The sequence below is a fragment of the Rhizobium alarense genome (genome assembly GCF_021555155.1).
GTDB lineage: Bacteria > Pseudomonadota > Alphaproteobacteria > Rhizobiales > Rhizobiaceae > Rhizobium_D > Rhizobium_D alarense.
On sequence record NZ_JAKGBU010000042.1, the window covers coordinates 23585 to 44245 of the forward strand.

Sequence of the window (20661 nt, forward strand, 5' to 3'; positions counted from 1 at the left end):
CTCAGTGCAGCCCGCCGACGCCGAGCAGCGTCTCGACCGTGTGCTGGTCGGCGGCGAGGGCCGCCGGCGTGCCGGTCCAGGCGATGCGGCCGCGCTCGAGGATAATGACCTCGTCAGCGAAGTCGAGCGCGCTCTGGATGCGCTGCTCGACGAGCAGGATGGTCATCTCGCCGGACGCCGCGAGCGTGCCGAAGGCTGCCATCAGCTCCTCGCAAATGACGGGCGCAAGGCCCTCCAGCGGTTCGTCGAGCAGGAGCACGGAGGGCTGGCCGAGGATCGTGCGTGCCGTCGTCAGCATCTGCTGCTCGCCGCCGGAAAGCTGCGAACCGAGGTTCCTGCGCCGCTCCTTGAGCCGGGGGAACATCCGGTAGGCCTCCTCGATCGCCGCCCGCGGGCGCGCCTTCAGGCCGACGAAGAGGTTCTCCTCGACCGTCAGCGTCGGGAAGACGTCGCGTGACTGCGGCACGTAGCCGAGGCCGCTCAGCGCGCGCGACGAACTGTCGATGCCCTCGACATTGCGGTCGCCGAGGCGAATCGCCCCGCCATAGCGTTTCGTCTGGCCGGCGAGCGTGGCGAAGAGGGTCGATTTCCCCATGCCGTTGCGGCCGAGCACGGCGAGCCGGCGGCCGGCCGCGACGGAGAAGGAAATGTCCTCCAGAACCCGCGTCGGGCCGTAGCCGGCCGAAAGGCCGGAGATTTCAAGCGACGCTGCGGGCATCGGCATAGCTCCCGAGATAGGCCTGGCGGACGCGGGCGTCCTTCGTCACGGCGTCCGGCGATCCGTCGAAGATGATCTCGCCCGCCGCCAGCACGACGACGCGCCTGGCGAAGCGGAAGACGAGATCCATGTCGTGTTCGATCATCAGCACGGCGAGGTCGGCCGGCAGGTCGGCGATCGCCTGCTCGATGCGGGCGGTGTCGCTCTGCGGCACGCCGGCGGCCGGCTCGTCGAGCAGCAGCACGCGCGGTTTCAGCGCCAGCGCCAGCGCGAGTTCGAGCAGCCGCTGCTGGCCGTAGGCGATTTCGCTGACGCGGTGGCCGGCGAGGTGGGCGATGCCGAGCTTGGAAAGCAGCGCGTGCACTTCCTCCATGACATCCGGCATGGCGCGGTGGCTCGAAAACATCCGGCCGGAGCGGCCTTCGCGCTGTAGGATGGCAAGCGCCACGTGCTCCTCCGGCGTCATCTCGGAGAAGAGGCGCGTCACCTGGAAGGAGCGCACCAGGCCGCGGCGCACGCGCTCGGTCGGGCCGAGCCGCGTCACGTCCGCACCGCCGAGCACCACGCTGCCGGAACTCGGCTTCAGGTTCCCGGTGACGAGGTTGACGAAGGTGGTCTTGCCGGCGCCGTTCGGGCCGATCAGCGCGACGCGGTCGCCGGGCGCCATGGAGAGCGACACGTCATTGGTGACGGCGAGGCCGCCGAACATCTTCCTGAGGTTGCGGACGTCGAAGATCGCGCTCATGCACCCGTCCTCCCGCGGCGTGCGACGAGGGTGGCGACGGAACCGTAAAGCCCCTTCGGCGCAAACAGCACGACGGCGATCAGCAGCGCGCCGACGACGGTGAGCCAGTGGAACGGGTTCGCCGCCGAGACGACGTCCTCGAACCACAGGAAGGCAAGCGTGCCGACCAGCGCGCCGTAGAGCGAGCCGGTGCCGCCGAGTACGAGCATGACGAGCGCCTCGGCCGACAGCGTGAAGGACAGGCTGTCGAGGCCGACGACCTGCGTCGAGATGGCGTTGAGCGCCCCGCCGGCCCCGGCGACGGCCCCGGAAATCGCGTACATCCTGATCAGCGTGCCGTGCACGGAGGCGCCCATGGCCCGCACGCGCAGCGGATCCTGCCGGATGCCGCGGCAGAGCATGCCGAAGGGCGAGCGCACGATCTGGCGCAGGACGATGAAGGCGGCGACGAGCAGCACGATGCCGAAGACATAGGCGGTGTGGCCCCACAGGTCGAACGGATAGAGGCCGAAGACGGCATCCGGCATGATGCCGGAGAGGCCGTCGCTGCCGCCGGTCCAGCCGGAGGCCTTGTTCGCCGCCTCATGCGCGAGATGGATGATGGCGATGGACAGAACGAGCTGCGGCAGGCCGTGCGCCCGCAGCACGACGACACCGGAGACGAGGCCGGCGAGCGCGCCCGCGACGATGCCGACGCCCAGCATGGCGATCGGGTCGGTGACGCCGAAATGCGCCGCCGCGATGCCGGCTCCATAGGCGCCGGCGCCGAAGAGGGCTGCATGGCCGAGCGTCGCGACGCCGCAATAGCCTGTGACGAGATCGAGCGACAGGACGAGCAGGGCGATCGCCGTGATGCGGGTGAGCAGCGCGAGATTGTTCGGGAAGAGGACATAGCCGGCAAGCGCGACGGCGAGGATGGCGAGGACGCCGACCGCGTCGCGCGTCAGCCGTGCGCGGCGGCCGCCGGCGCCGGAGAGCGTTTCGGAGGTCATGAGGATCGCCATTATTTCGCCCGTCCGGCAAGGCCGCGCGGAAACGTCCAGACGATGGCGATGACCGCGAGGTAGAAGAAGAACTCGCCGAATTCCGGCATGAGGTAGCGCCCCGTCGTGTCGATGCCGCCGAGCAGCAGGCAGGCGGCGAGCGCGCCGGGAATGGAGCCGGCGCCGCCGACCGAGACGACGACGAGGAAGGTCACCATGTAGCGCAGCGCATAATAGGGCTCGATCGGCAGCATTTCGGCGCCGACGACGCCCCCGAAGGCCGCAAGGCCGACGGCCACCGCAAAGCTCACGGCATAGACGACCTGGGTCTTCACCCCGAGGGCGGCCGCCATGGCCGCATTGTCGACGGCGGCACGCAGCTTCACGCCGAAGGCCGTGCGCTCGATGAAGTACCACAGCCCGAGCGCCACCGCGACGCCGCAGCCGATCGCGAAAAGCCGATGCGCCGAGATCGCGCGGAAACCGAGGCTGACGGATTCGCGCAGCGTCTCCGGCGTCGGAATGGTCTTCAGCGTCGGGCCGAAGACGTAGTTGGCGATGCCGATGATGCAGAAGGTGATGCCGATCGTCATCAGCACCTGCGTCAGCTCCGGCTGGCCGTAGATGCGGCGGTAGAGCAGGCGCTCGATCGGGATGGCGATGAGGATCGTGCCGACGACCGCCAGCGTGACGGCGACCGCATAGCCGAGCCCCATGTCGCGCGCCGCATAGGAGGCGATGTAGCCGCCGATCATCGCGAAGGCGCCGTGCGCCAGGTTGACGACGCGCATCAGCCCCATCGTGACCGACAGGCCGATCGAGATGACGAAGAGCACCATGCCGTAGGCAAGGGCGTCGACGGCGATGCTGAAGACCGTTTGCATGAACCTATCCTGATATCGCCGGGGCCGTACCGAGATTGCGCCCGACATCCGGCTTGCCGGCGATCTTCTCCCGTGAGCCGGGAGAAGGCCGATGCCGGCTGGTTTCCGTGATCCGTCCATCCTCTCGCGAAGGCGCGGTTCCCGCTCCCCGCTTGCTGGAGGAGAGGTCAGGGTGAGGGGAAAATTCCCCATTCGCAAGAGGACGACGTCCGATTCCGGGCCTTATTTCATCGCCGCCAGACCCGGGTCGCCCTGCTTCTCGAAGGTCTGGATTTCCTTGTTGTAATAGGTCCCGTCCGCCGCCTTGGCGACCTCGCGCAGATAGATGTTCTGCGTGATGTGCCGGCTTTCCGGGTCGATCGAGACCGGTCCGCGCGGGCTCTCCCAGGAGAGCCCCTTGACGGCCTCGACGGCCTTGGCGGCGTCCTGCTCGCCACCCGTCGCTTCGATCATCTTGTAGATGACATGCATGCCGTCATAGGCGCCGACCGCCGGGAAGGAGAGTTCCGCCGGATTGCCGATCGCCTTGCCGGCGGCCTCGACGAATGTCTTGTTTTCGGCCGAGTCATGCGAGACGGCATAGTGGAAGCTCGTCTGCAGGCCGAGCGCCGCCTCGCCGAGCGCCGGCAGGTCGGATTCCTGCGTCAGGTCGCCTGGCGCGAAGAACTTGATGCCGGCGCCCTTGAGGCCGTTCTCGTTGAAGGCCTTCACGAAGCCGAGCGTGGTCGGTCCGGAGGGCAGGAAGGCGAAGACGCCCTCGGCGCCGGAATCCTTGATGCGCTGCATGATCGGCGAGAAATCGTTGGTCTGGAGCGGGATGCGGATCGCCTCGACGACTTCGCCGCCCGCTGCCTCGAAGCCGGTCTTGAAGGCGGCTTCAGCGTCGACGCCCGGACCGTAGTCGCTGACGACAGAGATGACCTTCTTCGTGCCGCCGTCGAAGGCGACCTTGGCGATCGGTGTCGAGGTCTGCCAGGTGGTAAACGACGTGCGGACCACATAGGGGCTCTTGGCGACGATCGCCGAGGTCGCGGCATTCATCACGACCATCGGCACGTTCGCCTGCTCGAGCAGCGGCGTCGCGGCCATGGCGTCCGGGGTGAAGTAGAAGCCGGCGAGATACTGTACGCCTTCCTTCACCACGAGTTCCTGCGACAGCGCCTTCGACTGCGCCGGATCGGCCGTCGGGATGTCGCGATAGATGATCTCGACCGTGTCGTCGCCGACCGTGGCGCCGTTCAGCGCCATATAGGCGTCGATGCCGGCCTTGAAGTTCTTGCCCTGCAGCGCGAAGGGGCCGGAGAAGGGACCGACGACGCCGATCTTGATCGTGTCCGCATGCGCAACACCGCCCAGCAGGGCGGCCGCGAAAGCGGCAATCGCAAATTTCCTCATGATATCCTCCCGTTGCAGCCGGCACTCCTCGGCTGTGAATTCCAAAACACAATTTGGCTTTTGCCAGATTGACAGATGAAACAGTGATGTAAAATGAAAAGAGCCTCATAAATCATAACTCTGAAATTATGATTCCCGTTCCTTTTCACGACCCAGGGCAACGATGGAACCGATGAGGGACGCGGCAAGCCGGGCGGCCGTGCCGGCCGCCACGACCATCGGCGGCAGGAGCAGCCATTCCAGCGTCCAGGCACTGCCGGAACGCTCCTGCTCGTGGACCAGAGCCTGGTGCATGCCGGAAAGCTGCGTTGCGTTGAAGCGCGCGAGCGCGACCAGCCCTTCGGCGGCGACGGGGTTCTGCTTGTGGGGCATGGCGGAGGAGCCGCCGCCGCCCGAAAGCACGATCTCGCCGCCGAGTTCGGCAAGCAGGGCAACGTCCTGGCCGATCTTGCCGAGGCTGCCGGTCACGAGCGACAGCAGGTTCGCGAGGTCGGCGACCGCGGCGCGTTGGCCGTGCCATTGCGGCCGGTCGGCCAGGCCCAGTTCCGCGGCAAGCGCCTGCCGCACCGCTTCGCCCTTGTCGCCGAGCTTGTCGAGCGTTCCGGCCGCGCCGCCGAACTGGAGGGGAAGGCCTGCTGCCCGCAGGTCGGCGAGGCGACGGGCGTGGTCGGCGACCGGCGCGCGCCAGCCCTGCAGGCGGTCGGCGACGGTGATGCCGATCGCTGCCTGCATCCGCGTATAGGCCATCAGGGGACGGCGGCCGTCGCGCTCCTGCAGGACGTCGAGGCGGCGCACGATGCCGCCGAGCCGCTGTTCCAGCATGGGCAGCACCCGGCCGAGCCGCAGCATCAGGCCGCTGTCAACGACATCCTGGCTCGTCGCACCGAAATGCACGTGGCGGCCGTGCGGGTCGCCGACGGCCGCGCGCAACTGGCGGACGAGATCCGGAACGACGACGCCGTCCGTGGCGGTGGCGGCGCGGAGCGCGGCGATGTCGGGGGCGAAGCGGTGCGCGGTGTCCGCGATCGCCGCGGCGGCCCCGGCCGGGATCACGCCTGCGGCTGCCTCGGCCCGGGCAAGGCCGACCTCGAAGGCGAGCATCGCCTCGAGCTCCGCCGACACCGAAAAATAGGCGGAAACCGCCTCGTCGCCGAGGAGGCCCGAAAGATAGGGGTGGTCGAAGACGGATACGGTCATCAGCTTTCCCGCCGGCGGCCGGTCAGATGTCGAAGAACACCGTCTCGCGCTCGCCCTGCAAGTGTATGTCGAAGCGGTAGCGATTGCCATCGGCAGGTGCGATCAGCGTCGGCACGCGCAGGCGGTGCTCGATGCGCGCGAGCACCGGGTCCTCTGCATTCGCCGCCGCCTCGTCGCCGAAATACATGCGGGTATGAAGCCCGATATTGATGCCGCGGGCGACGATCCAGAAGGTGATGTGCGGCGCCATCCTCCGGCCGTCGCGGAACGGCACGCGGCCGGGCTTGATCGTCTCGAAACGGTATTCGCCCGTCTCGCCGTCGGTGGCGCAGCGGCCCCAGCCCGGAAAATTCGGGTCGGCGCTGCCGCGCATTTCCGCGGGGCTGTTGTAGAGGCCGCCGGCATCCGCCTGCCAGATCTCGATCAGCGCGTCCTTGAGCGGCGTGCCGGTTCCGTCCAGCACCCGGCCGGTGATCTCGATGCGTTCGCCGCGCGTCCGGTCGTTGACCATCGCCGCGCCGAGATCCGCGTCGTAGACACCGCCGATGCCGCAGAAGTTCGGCGTAAGCCCGATATGCACATAGGGGCCTGCCGTCTGCGACGCGCTTTCCTTGAGGGTGCCGAGAGGCTGGACCATCAGTTGCCCTCCATGCGGTTTTCGAAGAGCGTCGAGCGGCGGCCGCGCAGCACGATGTCGAACTTGTAGGCGCGCGCGTCCATCGGGATCGTGCTGCCCCAGTCGAGTGCGGCGACGAGCTGCTCGATCGCGGCCCTGTCCGGGATCGTTTGCACGATCGGACATTTCCAGATCATCGGGTCGCCCTCGAAATACATCTGCGTGATCAGCCGCTGGGCGAAACCGTGGCCGAAGACGGAGAAATGGATATGGGCCGGGCGCCAGTCGTTGACGCCGTTCGGCCAGGGATAGGGGCCGGGCTTGATGGTGCGGAAGGAATAGAAGCCGTTCTCGTCGGTGATCGTCCGGCCGCAGCCGCCGAAATTCGGGTCGAGCGGCGCGAGGTAGCTCTCCTTCTTGTGGCGGTAGCGCCCGCCGGCATTGGCCTGCCAGAATTCGAGCAGCGCGCCGGCAACCGGCCGCGCCCGCTCGTCGAGCACCCGGCCGTGCACGATGATGCGCTCGCCGATCGCGCTCCCGCCGGGCCGCGCGAAATTGTGGATCAGATCGTTGTCGAGCTCGCCGAGCATCGCATGGCCGAACACCGGGCCGGTGATCTCCGACAGCGTGCCGTCGAGGGACAGCAGCGCCTTCTGCGGCGAGCGCAGCACGGAGGTCTTGTAACCGGGCGTCAGGCCCGGCGGGTGCCAGGCGCGGTCGCGCGCGAAAAAGGCGCCGGTCTCGGGTTTTCGGTTGGGAATGTCGCTCATGGTGTCCCTCAGGCCGCCTTCTCGGCGTCCATCTCGTCGAAGACGTGCTTGGCGATCTTGATCGCGCGGTTGGCCGCCGGCACGCCGGCATAGATCGCCACATGCAGCAGTGCCTCGCCGATGTCCTCGCGGCTTGCGCCGGTATTGACCGTCGCGCGCACGTGCATGGCGACCTCCTCGTCGTGGCCGAGGGCCGCGAGCAGCGCGATCGTCACCATGGAGCGCTCGCGCTTCGTCCAGCCCGGGCGCGACCAGACCGTGCCCCAGGCGCCTTCGGTGATCAGCTCCTGGAAGGGCTGGTCGAAGGCCGTCGCCGCCGACGAGGCGCGATCGACGTGACTGTCGCCGAGCACCGAGCGGCGCGTGACCATGCCCTGGCGGTAGCGATCGGAAAAGGTGTGGGCGTCAGCCATGGGGCGCGTCTCCGGCAGGCAGGGTGGCGAGGAAGGCGCGGATCAGCGCCGTCAGGGTTTCGGGCTGCTCGACGCAGGGAATGTGGCCGGCATCGGCAATGATTTCAAAGCGCGAATCGGCGATCAGGTCCGCCATGGACCGCACGAGGTCGGGCGGCGTCGAGCCGTCCTGCTCGCCCACCACGCAGAGCGTCGGCACCGAAATGTGCCGCGCCGCCTCGGTGAGATCGGCGTCCCGCAGCGCCGCGCAGGTCGCCGCGTAGCCGACAGCGGGCTGGCGCACCAGCATGTTGACATAGCCGTGATAGGCCGCATTTTCCGGCCGGCGGAAGGCGGGCGTGAACCAGCGCTCCATGACCGCATCGACGATGCTGCCAAGACCGTTTTTCTCCACGGCCTCGATGCGGGCATTCCAGCTGTCCGCGGTCCCGATCTTGTGGGCGGTATCGCAGAGGATCAGGCCGGCAACGAGATCGGGCCGCCTGGCGGCAAGCCCCTGCGCGATCATGCCGCCGACCGAAAGCCCGCAGATCACCGCCTGCTTCACGGCGAGCGAATCGAGCAGCGCCGCAAGGTCGTTGACGTGGTCGTCGATCGAATAGGGCACCTGGCCGATGTCCGAGAGGCCGTGGCCACGCTTGTCATAGGTGAGGATCGGGACCTCGCCGGCCAGCCGCACCGCCACGTCGCGCCAGATGCGGAAGTCCGTGCCGAGCGAATTGGCGAAGACCACGACCGGCCGGCCGGCCGGCCCGCCGATGACCTGATGGTGCAGCGTGATATCGTTGACGCGGGCGAATTGCACGGGTGTCTCCTCCGGATGCGCAGATTGATGGCTTGATCTGGTTAGGTAAAATGATATTTCATGCCATTTTCTTAACTCAAGGGTTATGCGATCCATGATCGACAGCCGCATCAAGTTCCGCCATCTGCAGACCTTTGTCGAGGTTGCCCGCCAGAAGAGCGTCATGAAGGCGGCCGGCCTGCTGCATGTCAGCCAGCCGGCTGTCACGAAGACGATCCGCGAGCTGGAGGAGGTGCTGGGCGTCCCCGTCTTCGAGCGGGACGGCCGCGGCATCCGGATCACGCGCTACGGCGAGGTCTTCCTGAAACATGCCGGTGCGGCGCTGACGGCGCTCCGGCAGGGTTTCGATTCGGTGTCGCAGGCGCTCTCCGGCGAGGCGGCGCCGATCCGGGTCGGGGCGCTGCCGACGGTCTCGACCCGCATCATGCCGAAGGCGATGATGCTGTTTCTCCGCGAGGAGACGGGTGCCCGCATCAAGATCGTCACGGGCGAGAATGCCGTGCTGCTGGAGCAGCTGCGCGTCGGCGATCTCGACCTCGTCGTCGGCCGGTTGGCGGCGCCGGAGAAGATGACGGGCTTCTCCTTCGAGCACCTCTATTCCGAGCAGGTCGTGTTCTGCGTGCGCGCCGGCCATCCGCTGCTTGGCCGCGGGGGCTCGGTCTTCGCCGGGCTCGATGCCTATCCGGTGCTGATGCCGACGCGCGCCTCGATCATCCGCCCCTTCGTCGAGAGTTTCCTGATCGCCAACGGCATTGCGGGTCTGCCGACGCAGATCGAGACCGTCTCGGACTCCTTCGGCCGCGCCTTCGTGCGTGCCAGCGACGCAATCTGGATCATCTCGGAAGGCGTCGTCGCCGGCGACATCGCCGACGGCATCCTGGCGGCCCTGCCGGTCGACACGGGCGCCACCAAGGGTCCCGTCGGCCTCACCATGCGCGCCGACGCCGTGCCTTCGCTGCCGCTCTCCCTGCTGATGCAGGCGATGAGGGAGGTGGCAGGCGACATTGCGGCGGTCGGATAACGCATGCCTGGTGTTGCTGCGCCCGTGTTTGCGTCACACTTTTCGGCAACGCGAAGAAGAAGGAGCGAAGCCATGATCGTACAGGCCTGTATCAACGGCGCCCGCAGCCCGGACTATCACGCAGCACTCCCGTTGACGCCGTATGCCATGGCGGCCGACGCCGCGGACTGCGTCGCGGCGGGTGCAGCGGAGATTCACCTCCATGTCCGTGATACGGAAAAGCACGAGAGCCTCTCGCCGACCGCCTTTGACGAGACGATCCTTGCCTGCCGCCGGCGCTGTCCGGGTACGCAGATCGGCGTTTCCACCGGTGCGTGGATCGAAGCCGACGACGACAGGACACTTGCGGCGATCGATGGTTGGACCGAACGTCCCGACTATGCCTCGGTCAATCTCTCGGAAGCGGCGGCCCCGCAGGTGATGGAGCGACTGACCGCGCGCGGCATCGGCATCGAGGCCGGACTTGCGTCCGTGGCGGATGCGGAGCGCTTCGTCGCCCTTGATCGCGGCCGTCCGGTGCTGCGCATTCTGATCGAGATCGGCGAACAGTCGATCGAGGAGGCCATGCATGTAACAGGCGCGATAGCCGATGTCCTTGACCGCTCCGGCATCCGGCGTCCGATCCTGGCGCACGGCATGGATGAAACGGTCTGGCACTTCGTGCGCCTTGCCGTCGAGCGGCGCTGGTCGGCGCCGCGCTCGAGGTTTTCCGAGAGGTCCGTGGCCAAGCCGCTCAGTAAGGCAGCCCCACATAATTTTCCGCGAGTGCCGTTTCCGCCGCGCGGGAATGGGTGAGGTAGTCGAGCTCCGCCTCCTGGATCTTCTGGTCGAAGTCGCCGGTGTCCGGGAAACGATGCAGCATCGTCGTCATCCACCAGGAGAAGCGCACCGCCTTCCAGACGCGGGCGAGCGCTCTCGCCGAATAGGCGTCGATGCCGCCGTTCGAGCGGTCCTGGTAGTGTTCGAGGAGCCCCTCGAAGAGATAGTGCACGTCGCTGGCCGCGAGGTTGAGGCCCTTGGCGCCGGTCGGCGGCACGATATGGGCGGCGTCGCCGACGAGGAACAGCCGGCCGAAGCGCATCGGCTCGGCGACGAAGGAGCGCAGCGGCGCGATCGATTTCTCGAAGCTCGGCCCGGTGACCATCGCCTCGGCGTGATGGGCCGGCAGGCGGCGGCGGATCTCGTCCCAGAAGCGGTCGTCGGACCAGGCCTCGATCGTCTCGTCGAGCGCGCACTGCACGTAGTAGCGGCTGCGCGTCTCGGAGCGCATCGAACAGAGCGCGAAGCCGCGCGGATGGTTGGCGTAGACCAGCTCGTGGCTGACCGGCGGCACGTCGGCGAGGATGCCGAGCCAGCCGAAGGGATAGACCTTTTCGAACCTGCGGATCGCCGCGTTCGGCACGGCCTTGCGGCTCGCCCCGTGAAAGCCGTCGCAGCCGGCGATGAAATCGCAGTCGATCCGGTGTGCCGCGCCGTCCTTCTCGTAGGTGACATGGGGCGACGACCCGTCGAAGGCGTGCGGCGTCACGTTCGCCGCCTCGTAGACCGTCGGTGTCCCGTCCCGCTCGCGCCGCTCGATCAGGTCGCGGGTCAGCTCCGTCTGGCCGTAGACCATGACGCGCTTGCCGCCGGTCAGGCCGAAGAGGTCGATGCGGTGGTCGCGGCCGTCAAAGGCGAGCGAGAAGCCGTCATGCGGCAGGCCCTCGGCATGCATGCGGGCGCCGACGCCGGCCCTGTCCATCAGCCCGACCGTGCCTTCCTCCAGCACGCCGGCCCGCACCCGGCCGAGGATGTGCGCGCGGCTCGTCCGGTCGAGGATGACATTGTCGATGCCGGCATCGGCCAGAAGCTGGCCGAGCAGCAGCCCCGACGGGCCCGAGCCGATGACGGCGACCTTGGTGCGCATGATGTCCTCCCGCGCTTGCGTTTTCACAAATTCTCGGGAGAAGGCCGCCGGCGGACAATGGACAGATCCGCCACAAAATTGCACATATCGAACATCACCGGAGGATGGACCAAAATGGCGAGACGCGTTCCCACCTACGATCTCTATGGCGAGAAGGCCGGCAATGCGCCGGAATTCTGGTTGCACTGCGAGACGATCCCCGCGCGAAGCAGCCTTCATCGCTGGGAGATCGGGCTGCACCGGCACGAGAGCTTCTTCCAGATCCTGTACATTTCGAGCGGATCGGGCGATGCGCTGTTCGGCGAGCGGCGGCTGGCTCTGGTGCCGCCCGCGGTCGTCACGGTGCCGGCGGCGGCCGGTCATGGCTTCCGCTTCTCGCGCGACGTCGACGGTTATGTCTTCACCATGCTCGCCGCGCATCTCGGCCTTTCGGGCGCCGCCGCCGGCCGTTTCGGCGGCTTCCTCGCGGAGCCGCGGGTCACGCCGCTGCCCACCGACGAACCGGACGGGGCCTTCATCGCCGCGACGCTGGAGCGGCTCGCCGGCGAGTGGAACGCCCGGCGGCGCGGCGGCACGGACCTCATGGAGGCCTATCTCGTTTCCGCAGTGACGCTTACCGCGCGGCTGTGGCGTCGCGACGGCCGGGCGGCGATGGAAAGTGACGCCGTGCGCCGCCTGGAGCGGCTCGACGGGCTGATCCGGCAGCATGTCCGGGCGCAGAAGCCGGCGGGCTTCTATGCCGCCGAACTCGGCCTGTCGCCGACCCATCTCAACCGCATTGTCAAGGCCGCGACGGGGCTGACGGCGCATGCCTATATCGGCCGCAGGCTGGTCGAGGAGGCGAAGCGGGACCTCGTTTTCACCGAGGCGCCGGCCCAGGAGATCGGCCTCAGGCTCGGCTTTGCCGATCCCGCCTATTTCTCGCGCTATTTCCTGCGCGAGACAGGGGTCACGCCGCGCGCCTTCCGGCTCGCCGAGCGGGCGCGGCTTGCCGCTCAGTCGCCGGAATAACGCTCCTCGGCCCAGGGGTCGCCGCGCATGTGATAGCCGTTGCGCTCCCAGAAGCCCGCCTGGTCGCCGGGCAGGAAGTCGATGCGGTTCAGCCACTTGGCGCTCTTCCAGAAATAGAGATGCGGCACGACGAGACGCATCGGGCCGCCGTGCTCGGCGGTGATCGGCTGGCCGTCCCAATGGGTGGCAAGGATCGCGTCCTCCGCCGCGAAATCGACCAGCGGCAGGTTGGTCGTGTAGCCGTCATAGCTCGTCAGCAGGACGAAGGCCGCGTCGGCCCGCGGCATCACGACGTCGAGCAGGTCGCGCGTCGAAACGCCGTGCCAACGGTTGTCGTAGCGTGACCAGGTGGTGACGCAGTGGATGTCGGAGCACTTCTCGCTCTGCGGCAGGTCGAGGAAGCCCTTCCAGTCGAGCGAGATGGGATTTTCCGCGCCACCCTTCACATCGAGCCGCCAGGTCTCGCGGCGGATCACCGGCTGCTGCCCGAGATCGAGCACCGGCCAGTTCGTCACGAGATGCTGGCCGGGCGGCAGGCGGTCGGTCTCGGGGCGCGTCACGCGGCCGGTCAGGAACTTTCCCTGGTCCGCCCATTGGCGTTTGGTGCGGGTCAGCTTGCTGTCGGACGGCTGTTCGTCGCTCATGGCGGGTCTCCTGCTGCAGCGCGAAAGGTGGGGCTGGCTCCCGGCCACTGTCAAGGCCGCGCCCTCAGGCCAGCAACGGCCGCAGCGCCGCCTGAACGGCGCGCATCGCCGGGAGATACCGTTCCGGCATGTCGACGGCCGGCGCATGGGCGGCCGGTGCGCCGATATTGAGCGCCGCCACCACCCGGCCGCGCGCGTTTTCCAGCGGCACAGCGATCGAGCAGAGCCCGATCTCCAGTTCCTGGTCGATCACCGCATGGCCTTCCCGCCGGATGCGGGCGAACTCGGCCATCAGCACGTCCGGGTCCGTCTTGGTGAAGGACGTGTTGGCCTTGAGGTCCGAGGCGGCCAGGATTGCGCGCGCCTCCGTCTCCGGCAGTGCCGCGAGCAGCACCCGCCCCATCGAGGCGCAATAGGCCGGCAGCCGCGAGCCCGCCGTCAGATTGATCGACATCACCCGCTTCTGCGCGGCGCGGGCCACATAAACGATCTCCGTGCCGTCGAGCACGGAGGCGGATGCGCTCTGCCCGACCTCTTCCGACAGGCGGTCGAGGAAGGGCTGCACGAGGCGCGGCAGCGGGGTCGCCGAAAGATAGGCGTGGCCGAGCCTCAAAATCCGCGGCGTCAGCTCGAAGAACTTGCCGTCGTAGCGTGCATAGCCGAGCTCCGCCAGCGTCAGCAGACAGCGCCGCGCCGTCGCCCGGTCGAGCCCGGTGTCGCGGGCAACGTCCGAAATGGTCAGCCGCGGCTGCGTCTCCCCGAAGGCCTCGATGACCTTCAGACCCTTGGCAAACCCGCCGATGAAATCCGTTTCCCGCATGCGGTTTCCTTTCCCCTTTTGCCGAAGTCCCCTCCCCAATCCCTCCCCACAAGGGGGAGGGGCTAACCCGTTGCGCCGCCGGTGCCAGCCCAACAGCCTTTTGCGCGCATCGCCGTCAGCACAAGGGAGCGCCTACAACAAAGATCCACGCTTGGTCGCCAACCCTGACGTTCACACCCGTTTCTGTGGGGGAGATGGCCGGCAGGCCAGAGGGGGACTTTTCAACTTCAACGCATTTTGTGCGATATATGAACAAATGTCAATTATCGCACAAAATGCGTTGCCGCTTGTCCCGTTGCGATTTACCTATGCTGCCCAAGGGCGAGCCTGCCGGGCGTGTCGGCGCGCCGAGGGAGACCTTCATGGACAAGACTGTAGCAGGCCTCGCCGAGGCGGTGGCCGGGATCGGCGACGGGGCGACGGTGATGATCGGCGGCTTCGGCGGATCCGGCGCGCCGATCGAGCTCATCCACGCGCTGATCGACAAGGGGCCGAAGAACCTCACCGTCATCAACAACAATGCCGGCAACGGCCGCATCGGCATCGCCGCGATGATCGACGCGGGCATGGTGAAGAAGATGATCTGCTCCTTCCCGCGCTCTTCCGATCCGCGCGCCTTCACCGACCGCTATCTCGCCGGCGAGATCGAGCTGGAACTGGTGCCGCAGGGCACGCTCGCCGAGCGCATCCGCGCCGGCGGCGCCGGCATCCCGGCCTTCTACACCCCGACGAGCTATGGCACGGAGCTGGCCGAGGGCAAGCCGACCGCCGAGTTCGACGGGCGCATGTATGTGCAGGAGCGCTGGCTGAAGGCCGATTTCGCCATCGTCAAGGCGCATCTCGGCGACGTCCACGGCAACCTCACCTACAACAAGGCCGGCCGCAACTTCAATCCGCTGATGTGCATGGCCGCCACCACGACCCTTGCGCAGGTCTCCGAGATCGTGCCGCTTGGCGGTATCGATCCCGAACAGGTCGTCACCCCCGGCATCTTCGTCGACCACGTCGTCGCGGTTGCGAACCCGCAGCAGGAAGAAGCCCTCATCCGCGCAGGAGTGGCCTACGCATGACCGCCGATACAAACACGATCGACACCCGCGAGGACATCAAGCTTACCAACGCCCAGATCGCCTGGCGCGCGGCGCAGGATATTTTCGACGGCGCCTATGTCAACCTCGGCATCGGCTTTCCCGAGATGGTCGCCCGCTACCAGCCGGAAGGCCGGCAGGCGATCTTCCACACGGAAAACGGCATCCTCGATTTCGGCGAGGCGCCGCCCGAAGGTGAGGAGGACTGGGACCTCATCAATGCCGGCAAGAAGGCGGTGACGCTGAAGCCGGGCTCGGCCTTTTTCCACCACGCCGACAGCTTCGCCATGGTGCGCGGCGGCCATCTCGATGTCGCGATCCTCGGCGCCTACCAGGTGGCCGAGACCGGCGACCTTGCCAACTGGCGCGTCGGCTCCAAGGGCGTGCCCGCCGTCGGCGGCGCGATGGACCTCGTGCATGGCGCAAAACAGGTCGTCGTCATCACCGAGCATGTCACCAAGAAGGGTGAGCCGAAGCTCGTCGAACGCTGCACCTTCCCGCTGACCGGCGTCGGCTGCATCACCCGCATCTATACGAGCCATGCCGTCGTCGACATCGTCAAAGGCCGCTTCGTGCTGCGCGAAAAGCTCGCCGGCATGTCGTTCGACGAACTGCAGGCGATGACCGGCGCGAAGCTGCACATCGAGGGCGCCGTCGCCGATCTCGTCGTGCCGGCGCTTTGAGGAGACGATCATGACCGAAGCCTTCATCTGCGACTATATCCGCACGCCGATCGGCCGCTTCGGCGGCGCGCTCTCCTCGGTGCGCGCCGACGACCTCGGCGCCGTGCCGTTGAAGGCGCTGATGGCGCGGAACGGCTCGGTCGACTGGGACGCCGTCGACGACGTCATCTTCGGCTGCGCCAACCAGGCGGGCGAGGACAACCGCAACGTTGCGCGCATGTCGCTGTTGCTCGCCGGCCTTCCCGTCTCGGTCACCGGCACGACGGTCAACCGGCTCTGCGGCTCCGGCATGGACGCCGTCATCGCCGCCGCGCGCGCCATAAAATCCGGCGAGGCCGAGCTGATGATCGCCGGCGGCGTGGAAAGCATGAGCCGCGCGCCCTTCGTCCTGCCCAAGGCCGAGACCGCCTTCTCGCGCAATGCGGAGATCTACGACACGACCATCGGCTGGCGCTTCGTCAACCCGCTGATGAAGAAGCTGTACGGCGTCGATTCCATGCCGGAGACCGGCGAGAACGTCGCCGAGGATTTTGGGGTGTCGCGCGAGGATCAGGACGCCTTTGCGGTGCGCAGCCAGGCCAAGGCGGCGGAAGCGCAGGCGAACGGCCGGCTGGCGAAGGAGATCACACCCGTCACCATTCCCCAGCGGAAGGGCGACGCCATTGTCGTCGATAGGGACGAGCATCCCCGCGCCACGACGCTGGAGGCGCTCGCAAAGCTCGGCACGCCGTTCAAGAAGGACGGCGGCACGGTGACGGCGGGCAATGCCTCCGGGGTCAATGACGGCGCGGCGGCCCTCATCATCGCTTCGGAAGCGGCGGCGAAGACATACGGCCTGACGCCGATCGCCCGCATCCTCGGCGGCGCCACCGCCGGCGTGCCGCCGCGCATCATGGGCTTCGGCCCGGCGCCGGCGACGAAGAAGCTCTGCGCCCGCCTCGGCCTCACGCCGGCCGATTTCGATGTGATCGAACTCAACGAAGCCTTTGCCTCCCAGGGCCTGGCGACGCTCCGCGACATCGGCATCGCCGATGACGCGGCACACGTCAATCCGAACGGCGGCGCCATCGCGCTCGGCCACCCGCTCGGCATGTCCGGCGCCCGCATCGCCGGCACGGCGGTGCTGGAACTGTCACTCGCCGGCAAGCGGCTGGCGCTCGCGACGATGTGCATCGGCGTCGGCCAGGGCATCGCGGTGGCACTGGAAAGGGTGTAGGGCGCAGCGGACGGCTCTGCCGAATGCGAGTTGACCCTACCCCTGATCCGCCGGCGTCGGCACATGCCGGGTGTGGCCGGGTGTGGCCGGGCGTGCTTGTCTCTATCGATTGGGGATGAAGCCGTGGCCGTCAGGCGCGCCATCGCTCCGCCGTCTCATCGCTTGCGCAGCCCGTCGACGAATACGTCGACCATGCGCAGCGCCGTCGGCTGCCAGTCGCCGCTGCCCTGCGAGTAGTAAATACCCACGAGCGTGCGCAGCAGGTCCTCGGGCGGAACATCGTCACGCACCAGGCCGGCCTTGACCGCCCGGTCGAGAAGCAGGCGGATGGCCCCGATCATCCGGCCGTAGGAATAGGCCTTCAGCTCCGAGGAGCCGTGCGCGGCAAGCTGCAGCGCTTCGATCATCCCCTTCTTCGTCGCCACCAGCCGGACATTCGCCTGAAGCCATGTCTTCAGTGCTTCCACCGGCGCCTCTTCCCGGGCAAGCCGCTCGGCCAGATCCCCGAGCAGGTCCACCTCGTGCCGGTAGACGGCATCGAACAGAGCCTCGCGCGTCGGAAAATGCCGATAGAGCGTGCCGATGCCCACGCCGGCCTGCCGGGCAACGGCCTCGAGGCTCGCCTGCGGCCCGCCGGCGCTGAACACCGTCGTCGCCGCTTCGAGCAGTCTCTCGCGATTGCGGATCGAATCCGCCCGCAACTTGCGCCTTGATTTTCCGGTCTCTTGTTCCATCTGCCGAATACCGGGCCTGCCCTCTTGCTAAACGGAGGATGCCTCCGTATATTGTCCCTGCGCCGCCAAAGCGAGAAACCTCTCACTGCTTTCCGGTCGCGGGCGACGGATCAAGCGCTTCGCCCTTTCCCCATGCCAAACGTTCCGCCGCTCTCCGGCGGTTCAGATCCATACACCACTATCACTGAATGGAGTACCCGATGTCACTCTCCATCAGCCTCACCATCAATGGCGAGCCACGTGAAGTCGCGCTGGACGACCCGCGGGTGACGCTGCTCGACCTCCTGCGCGAGCGGCTCGACCTTACGGGAACGAAAAAGGGCTGCGACAGGGGCCAATGCGGCGCCTGCACCGTGCTCGTCGATGGACGGCGCATCAATTCCTGTCTTTCACTGGCCGCAAGCCTCCACGGGGCCGACGTCACCACGATCGAGGGGCTGGCGAACGGGCAGTCGCTGCACCCGGTGCAGGCCGCCTTCATCGAATGCGACGGCTTCCAGTGCGGTTTTTGCACGCCGGGCCAGATCATGAGCGCCGTCGGGCTGATTGCCGAGGGCCGGGCCGGCGACGATCCGGAGCGTGTACGCGAACTGATGAGCGGCAATCTCTGTCGATGCGGCGCCTATCAGGGCATCACCGAGGCGGTGCTCGAGGCGCAGAAAACCCTCGCCGAGGACAAGAGGAGGGATGCGGCATGAACTGCTTCGATTTCGTCCGCCCGGCAACCATCGCGGAAGCCATTGCCGCCGCGGCCGAGCCGGGGGCGGCCTATCTCGCCGCCGGCACCAACCTCATCGACCTGATGAAGATCGGTGCGTCCCGGCCACAGCGGCTGGTCGACGTCACCCGGCTGCCCGGCCTCGACGGCATCGAATGGCTGGCGGACGGCGGCCTGCGCATCGGCGCCATGGTCCGCAATGCGGACCTTGCCTATGATCAGCGCTTCGCCCGAATCTTTCCGGCTGTCGCCGAGGCCCTGCTTTCCGGCGCATCGGCCCAGCTTCGCAACGTGGCGACCGTCGGCGGCAACCTGATGCAGCGCACCCGCTGTGCCTATTTCCACGATACGGCGAGCGCCTGCAACCGCCGCCAGCCCGGATCCGGCTGCGACGCGCTGCACGGCGAGAACCGGCTGCAGGCGGTGCTGGGCTGGAGCGAACACTGCATCGCCACCCATCCCTCCGATTTCTGCGTGCCTCTGGTGGCGCTGGACGCCGTGGTCGAGGTGGAGGGGCCGGACGGACGCCGGGAGGTTCTGCTCGAAGACCTGCACAATCTTCCCGGCGACACGCCCGAAAAGGAAACGGCACTTGCGCCCGGCGACCTGATCGTCGGACTTCGTCTGCCGGCCGAAGCGGCAAGCTTCGCCGCAAACGCACGTTACCTGAAACTGCGCGAGCGCATGTCCTATGCCTTCGCCGTCGTTTCGGCCGCGGCCGCCCTCCGGATCGAGGATGGCGTGATCCGCGAGGCGCGTCTCGCCCTCGGCGCTGTCGCGCCGAAGCCCTGGCGTGCCAAGGCTGCGGAAGCCGCGCTTGCCGGCACCGCGCCGACCGCGGAAAACTTCGCGAAGGCGGCCGGGATCGCGCTCGGCGAGGCCAGGCCGTCCGGCGACAACACCTTCAAGATCGAACTGGCGCGCCGCATCGTCGTGCGCGCGCTGACCCTTGCATCGGAGGGAACGCCGGCCGTCATGCCCGCACTGCCGGCCTCGCCCTTCTCGACACATCCGGAAACGCAACATGTCGCCTGAAGCAACCCCCATGACCGCCCGCTACGGCTCGAACACCGGCCGGCCGCTGACCCGTCGCGACGGCCTGCTCAAGGTCACCGGCCGTGCCACCTATGCGGCCGACAACCATCCCGCCGGCATGCTCTATGCCGTCACCGCCGTGAGCAGGATCGCCCGTGGCCGCGTGACGTCGCTCGATGTCGCCGCAGCAAAGGCCCATCCCGGCGTCGTCGAGGTGCTGACGCCGGAAAACCGTCCGCCGCTCGCCCATGATCCGGATGAGAAGATGCCGCCCTTCGGCTTCCGCGTCGAGGTGCTGCAGGACTCCGGCGTGCGCTACGCCAACCAGCCGATCGCGCTGGTGATCGCCGAGACGCTGGAGGCGGCCACCGAGGGCGCCGCCCTTCTCGACCCGCGCTACGAGATCGAGAGCGCCCGCACCGATGTCGATACGGGCGAACAGTATGATCCCGAGAGCATCGGCGTCGGTGCTCCGCCGCGCACCGCCTATGGCGACGTCGAGGCGGGCCTGGCGGGTGCTGCGCGTGTCGTGGAAGCCGAGTACACCACACCGCCGCAATATCACAATGCGATGGAGCCGCACGCCGTCGTCGCAGCGTGGGACGGCGACCGGGTGATGCTCGACATGCCGAACCAGGCGCTGGCGCTGAGCTGCGCCTCCTATGCCGCCTATTTCGGCATACCGCCCGAAAACGTCACGATCCGCTCGCCCTTCCTCGGCGGCGGCTTCGGTTCGAAGGCGATCCTCAACGGCCCGCAGATCCTGGCGATCCTCGCCGCCCGCATGCTGAAACGGCCGGTCAAGCTCGTTCTGACCCGCAGCCAGATGTACGGCCCCGTGGGCCATCGCGGCCGCACCTGGCAGACGCTCCGCCTTGGCATGGACACGGAGGGACGACTGACGGCGCTGCATCATCGCACGATTGCCTCCACCTCCACCTTCGACGCGTTTATCGAGCCTGCCGCCAATGCTTCGCTGCCGCTCTATGCGAGCCCGGCGATCCTTGCCGAGCACAAGGGGCTGAGGCTTGATATCGGCACGCCCGGGCCGATGCGCGCGCCCGGCGAGGCAAGCGGATCGGCAGCGCTCGAAGTGGCGATGGACGAGGCGGCGGAAGCCTGCGGCCTCGATCCGCTCGCCTTCCGCCTGGCAAACTATGCCGAAACCGAACCCGGTTCCGGCAAGCCCTATTCCTCCAAGGCGCTGCGCGAATGCTACGAGGAAGGCGCGAAGCGTTTCGGCTGGGCGAGCCGTCCGC

The 20661-nt window shown here is 67.7% G+C and carries 23 protein-coding genes; 9 read left to right on the top strand and 14 right to left on the bottom strand.

Going from position 1 to position 20661, the window contains the following annotated elements:
• Nucleotide 1 precedes the first annotated feature (1 nt).
• The 10 genes from LXM94_RS14330 to pcaD form a co-directional block, all read right to left on the bottom strand.
• A complete protein-coding gene (locus LXM94_RS14330; protein WP_235772147.1) occupies nucleotides 2-718 on the bottom strand; it encodes an ABC transporter ATP-binding protein in 717 nt (238 codons plus the stop codon).
• Entirely contained in the window at nucleotides 699-1463 is a 765-nt protein-coding gene (locus LXM94_RS14335; protein ID WP_235772148.1) for an ABC transporter ATP-binding protein, read from the bottom strand. Before LXM94_RS14335 ends, LXM94_RS14330 begins: the two co-directional genes overlap by 20 nt.
• Nucleotides 1460-2467, bottom strand: coding sequence for a branched-chain amino acid ABC transporter permease (locus LXM94_RS14340; RefSeq protein ID WP_235772149.1), 1008 nt, complete (start codon nucleotides 2465-2467; stop codon nucleotides 1460-1462). Before LXM94_RS14340 ends, LXM94_RS14335 begins: the two co-directional genes overlap by 4 nt.
• Complete coding sequence (locus tag LXM94_RS14345) at nucleotides 2467-3330, bottom strand: branched-chain amino acid ABC transporter permease (RefSeq protein WP_235772150.1); 864 nt, start codon at nucleotides 3328-3330, stop codon at nucleotides 2467-2469. Before LXM94_RS14345 ends, LXM94_RS14340 begins: the two co-directional genes overlap by 1 nt.
• 222 nt (nucleotides 3331-3552) lie before the next feature.
• Complete coding sequence (locus LXM94_RS14350) at nucleotides 3553-4725, bottom strand: ABC transporter substrate-binding protein (RefSeq protein WP_235772151.1); 1173 nt, start codon at nucleotides 4723-4725, stop codon at nucleotides 3553-3555.
• Between the two features lie 126 nt (nucleotides 4726-4851).
• The gene (locus LXM94_RS14355) at nucleotides 4852-5922 is read right to left on the bottom strand and encodes a 3-carboxy-cis,cis-muconate cycloisomerase (protein ID WP_235772152.1); all 1071 of its coding nucleotides are present in this window, start codon (nucleotides 5920-5922) and stop codon (nucleotides 4852-4854) included.
• Between the two features lie 22 nt (nucleotides 5923-5944).
• Entirely contained in the window at nucleotides 5945-6559 is a 615-nt protein-coding gene (pcaG, locus tag LXM94_RS14360; protein ID WP_235772153.1) for a protocatechuate 3,4-dioxygenase subunit alpha, read from the bottom strand.
• A complete protein-coding gene (gene pcaH, locus LXM94_RS14365) occupies nucleotides 6559-7308 on the bottom strand; it encodes a protocatechuate 3,4-dioxygenase subunit beta (RefSeq protein WP_235772154.1) in 750 nt (249 codons plus the stop codon). Before pcaH ends, pcaG begins: the two co-directional genes overlap by 1 nt.
• An 8-nt stretch (nucleotides 7309-7316) precedes the next feature.
• Entirely contained in the window at nucleotides 7317-7721 is a 405-nt protein-coding gene (gene pcaC / locus LXM94_RS14370) for a 4-carboxymuconolactone decarboxylase (RefSeq protein ID WP_235772155.1), read from the bottom strand.
• Complete coding sequence (pcaD, locus tag LXM94_RS14375) at nucleotides 7714-8526, bottom strand: 3-oxoadipate enol-lactonase (protein WP_235772156.1); 813 nt, start codon at nucleotides 8524-8526, stop codon at nucleotides 7714-7716. The genes pcaC and pcaD overlap by 8 nt, the downstream gene beginning before the upstream one ends.
• Before the next feature lie 94 nt (nucleotides 8527-8620).
• Here pcaD and pcaQ point away from each other — a divergent pair, with 94 nt between their 5' ends.
• A complete protein-coding gene (gene pcaQ, locus LXM94_RS14380; protein WP_235772157.1) occupies nucleotides 8621-9547 on the top strand; it encodes a pca operon transcription factor PcaQ in 927 nt (308 codons plus the stop codon).
• Between the two features lie 72 nt (nucleotides 9548-9619).
• Nucleotides 9620-10342 carry a 3-keto-5-aminohexanoate cleavage protein gene (locus tag LXM94_RS14385; protein WP_235772158.1) on the top strand — a complete coding sequence of 241 codons (723 nt, stop codon included), beginning with the start codon at nucleotides 9620-9622 and terminating at the stop codon, nucleotides 10340-10342.
• Here the strand turns inward: LXM94_RS14385 and pobA are convergent.
• Complete coding sequence (pobA, locus tag LXM94_RS14390; RefSeq protein WP_235772159.1) at nucleotides 10281-11453, bottom strand: 4-hydroxybenzoate 3-monooxygenase; 1173 nt, start codon at nucleotides 11451-11453, stop codon at nucleotides 10281-10283. The genes LXM94_RS14385 and pobA overlap by 62 nt on opposite strands.
• 114 nt (nucleotides 11454-11567) lie before the next feature.
• On the opposite strand from pobA, the gene LXM94_RS14395 reads away from it, so the two are divergent.
• Complete coding sequence (locus tag LXM94_RS14395; RefSeq protein ID WP_235772160.1) at nucleotides 11568-12464, top strand: helix-turn-helix domain-containing protein; 897 nt, start codon at nucleotides 11568-11570, stop codon at nucleotides 12462-12464.
• Here LXM94_RS14395 and LXM94_RS14400 read toward each other — a convergent pair.
• Nucleotides 12449-13108: a sulfite oxidase-like oxidoreductase gene (locus LXM94_RS14400; protein WP_235772161.1), complete on the bottom strand. Its 660-nt coding sequence runs from the start codon at nucleotides 13106-13108 to the stop codon at nucleotides 12449-12451. The genes LXM94_RS14395 and LXM94_RS14400 overlap by 16 nt on opposite strands.
• A 64-nt stretch (nucleotides 13109-13172) precedes the next feature.
• Nucleotides 13173-13928: an IclR family transcriptional regulator gene (locus LXM94_RS14405; RefSeq protein ID WP_235772162.1), complete on the bottom strand. Its 756-nt coding sequence runs from the start codon at nucleotides 13926-13928 to the stop codon at nucleotides 13173-13175.
• Between the two features lie 362 nt (nucleotides 13929-14290).
• On the opposite strand from LXM94_RS14405, the gene LXM94_RS14410 reads away from it, so the two are divergent.
• From LXM94_RS14410 to pcaF, 3 genes are read left to right on the top strand one after another with little or no spacing between them, the layout of a single operon-like run.
• Complete coding sequence (locus LXM94_RS14410) at nucleotides 14291-14998, top strand: 3-oxoacid CoA-transferase subunit A (RefSeq protein ID WP_235772163.1); 708 nt, start codon at nucleotides 14291-14293, stop codon at nucleotides 14996-14998.
• Complete coding sequence (locus LXM94_RS14415) at nucleotides 14995-15699, top strand: CoA transferase subunit B (RefSeq protein WP_235772164.1); 705 nt, start codon at nucleotides 14995-14997, stop codon at nucleotides 15697-15699. Before LXM94_RS14410 ends, LXM94_RS14415 begins: the two co-directional genes overlap by 4 nt.
• A gap of 10 nt (nucleotides 15700-15709) precedes the next feature.
• Entirely contained in the window at nucleotides 15710-16915 is a 1206-nt protein-coding gene (pcaF, locus tag LXM94_RS14420) for a 3-oxoadipyl-CoA thiolase (protein ID WP_235772165.1), read from the top strand.
• A 155-nt stretch (nucleotides 16916-17070) separates the two neighbouring features.
• On the opposite strand, the gene LXM94_RS14425 is transcribed toward pcaF, so the two are convergent.
• On the bottom strand, nucleotides 17071-17649 hold the full coding sequence (locus tag LXM94_RS14425) for a TetR/AcrR family transcriptional regulator (RefSeq protein ID WP_235772166.1): 579 nt from the start codon (nucleotides 17647-17649) through the stop codon (nucleotides 17071-17073).
• Nucleotides 17650-17849: 200 nt separating this feature from the next.
• On the opposite strand from LXM94_RS14425, the gene LXM94_RS14430 reads away from it, so the two are divergent.
• From LXM94_RS14430 to LXM94_RS14440, 3 genes are all read left to right on the top strand, one after another.
• Complete coding sequence (locus tag LXM94_RS14430) at nucleotides 17850-18347, top strand: (2Fe-2S)-binding protein (protein ID WP_235772167.1); 498 nt, start codon at nucleotides 17850-17852, stop codon at nucleotides 18345-18347.
• The gene (locus LXM94_RS14435) at nucleotides 18344-19402 is read left to right on the top strand and encodes an FAD binding domain-containing protein (RefSeq protein WP_235772168.1); all 1059 of its coding nucleotides are present in this window, start codon (nucleotides 18344-18346) and stop codon (nucleotides 19400-19402) included. The genes LXM94_RS14430 and LXM94_RS14435 overlap by 4 nt, the downstream gene beginning before the upstream one ends.
• On the top strand, nucleotides 19392-20661 hold a 1270-nt coding region (locus tag LXM94_RS14440), incomplete at its 3' end, for a xanthine dehydrogenase family protein molybdopterin-binding subunit (RefSeq protein ID WP_235772169.1). The genes LXM94_RS14435 and LXM94_RS14440, both read left to right, overlap by 11 nt.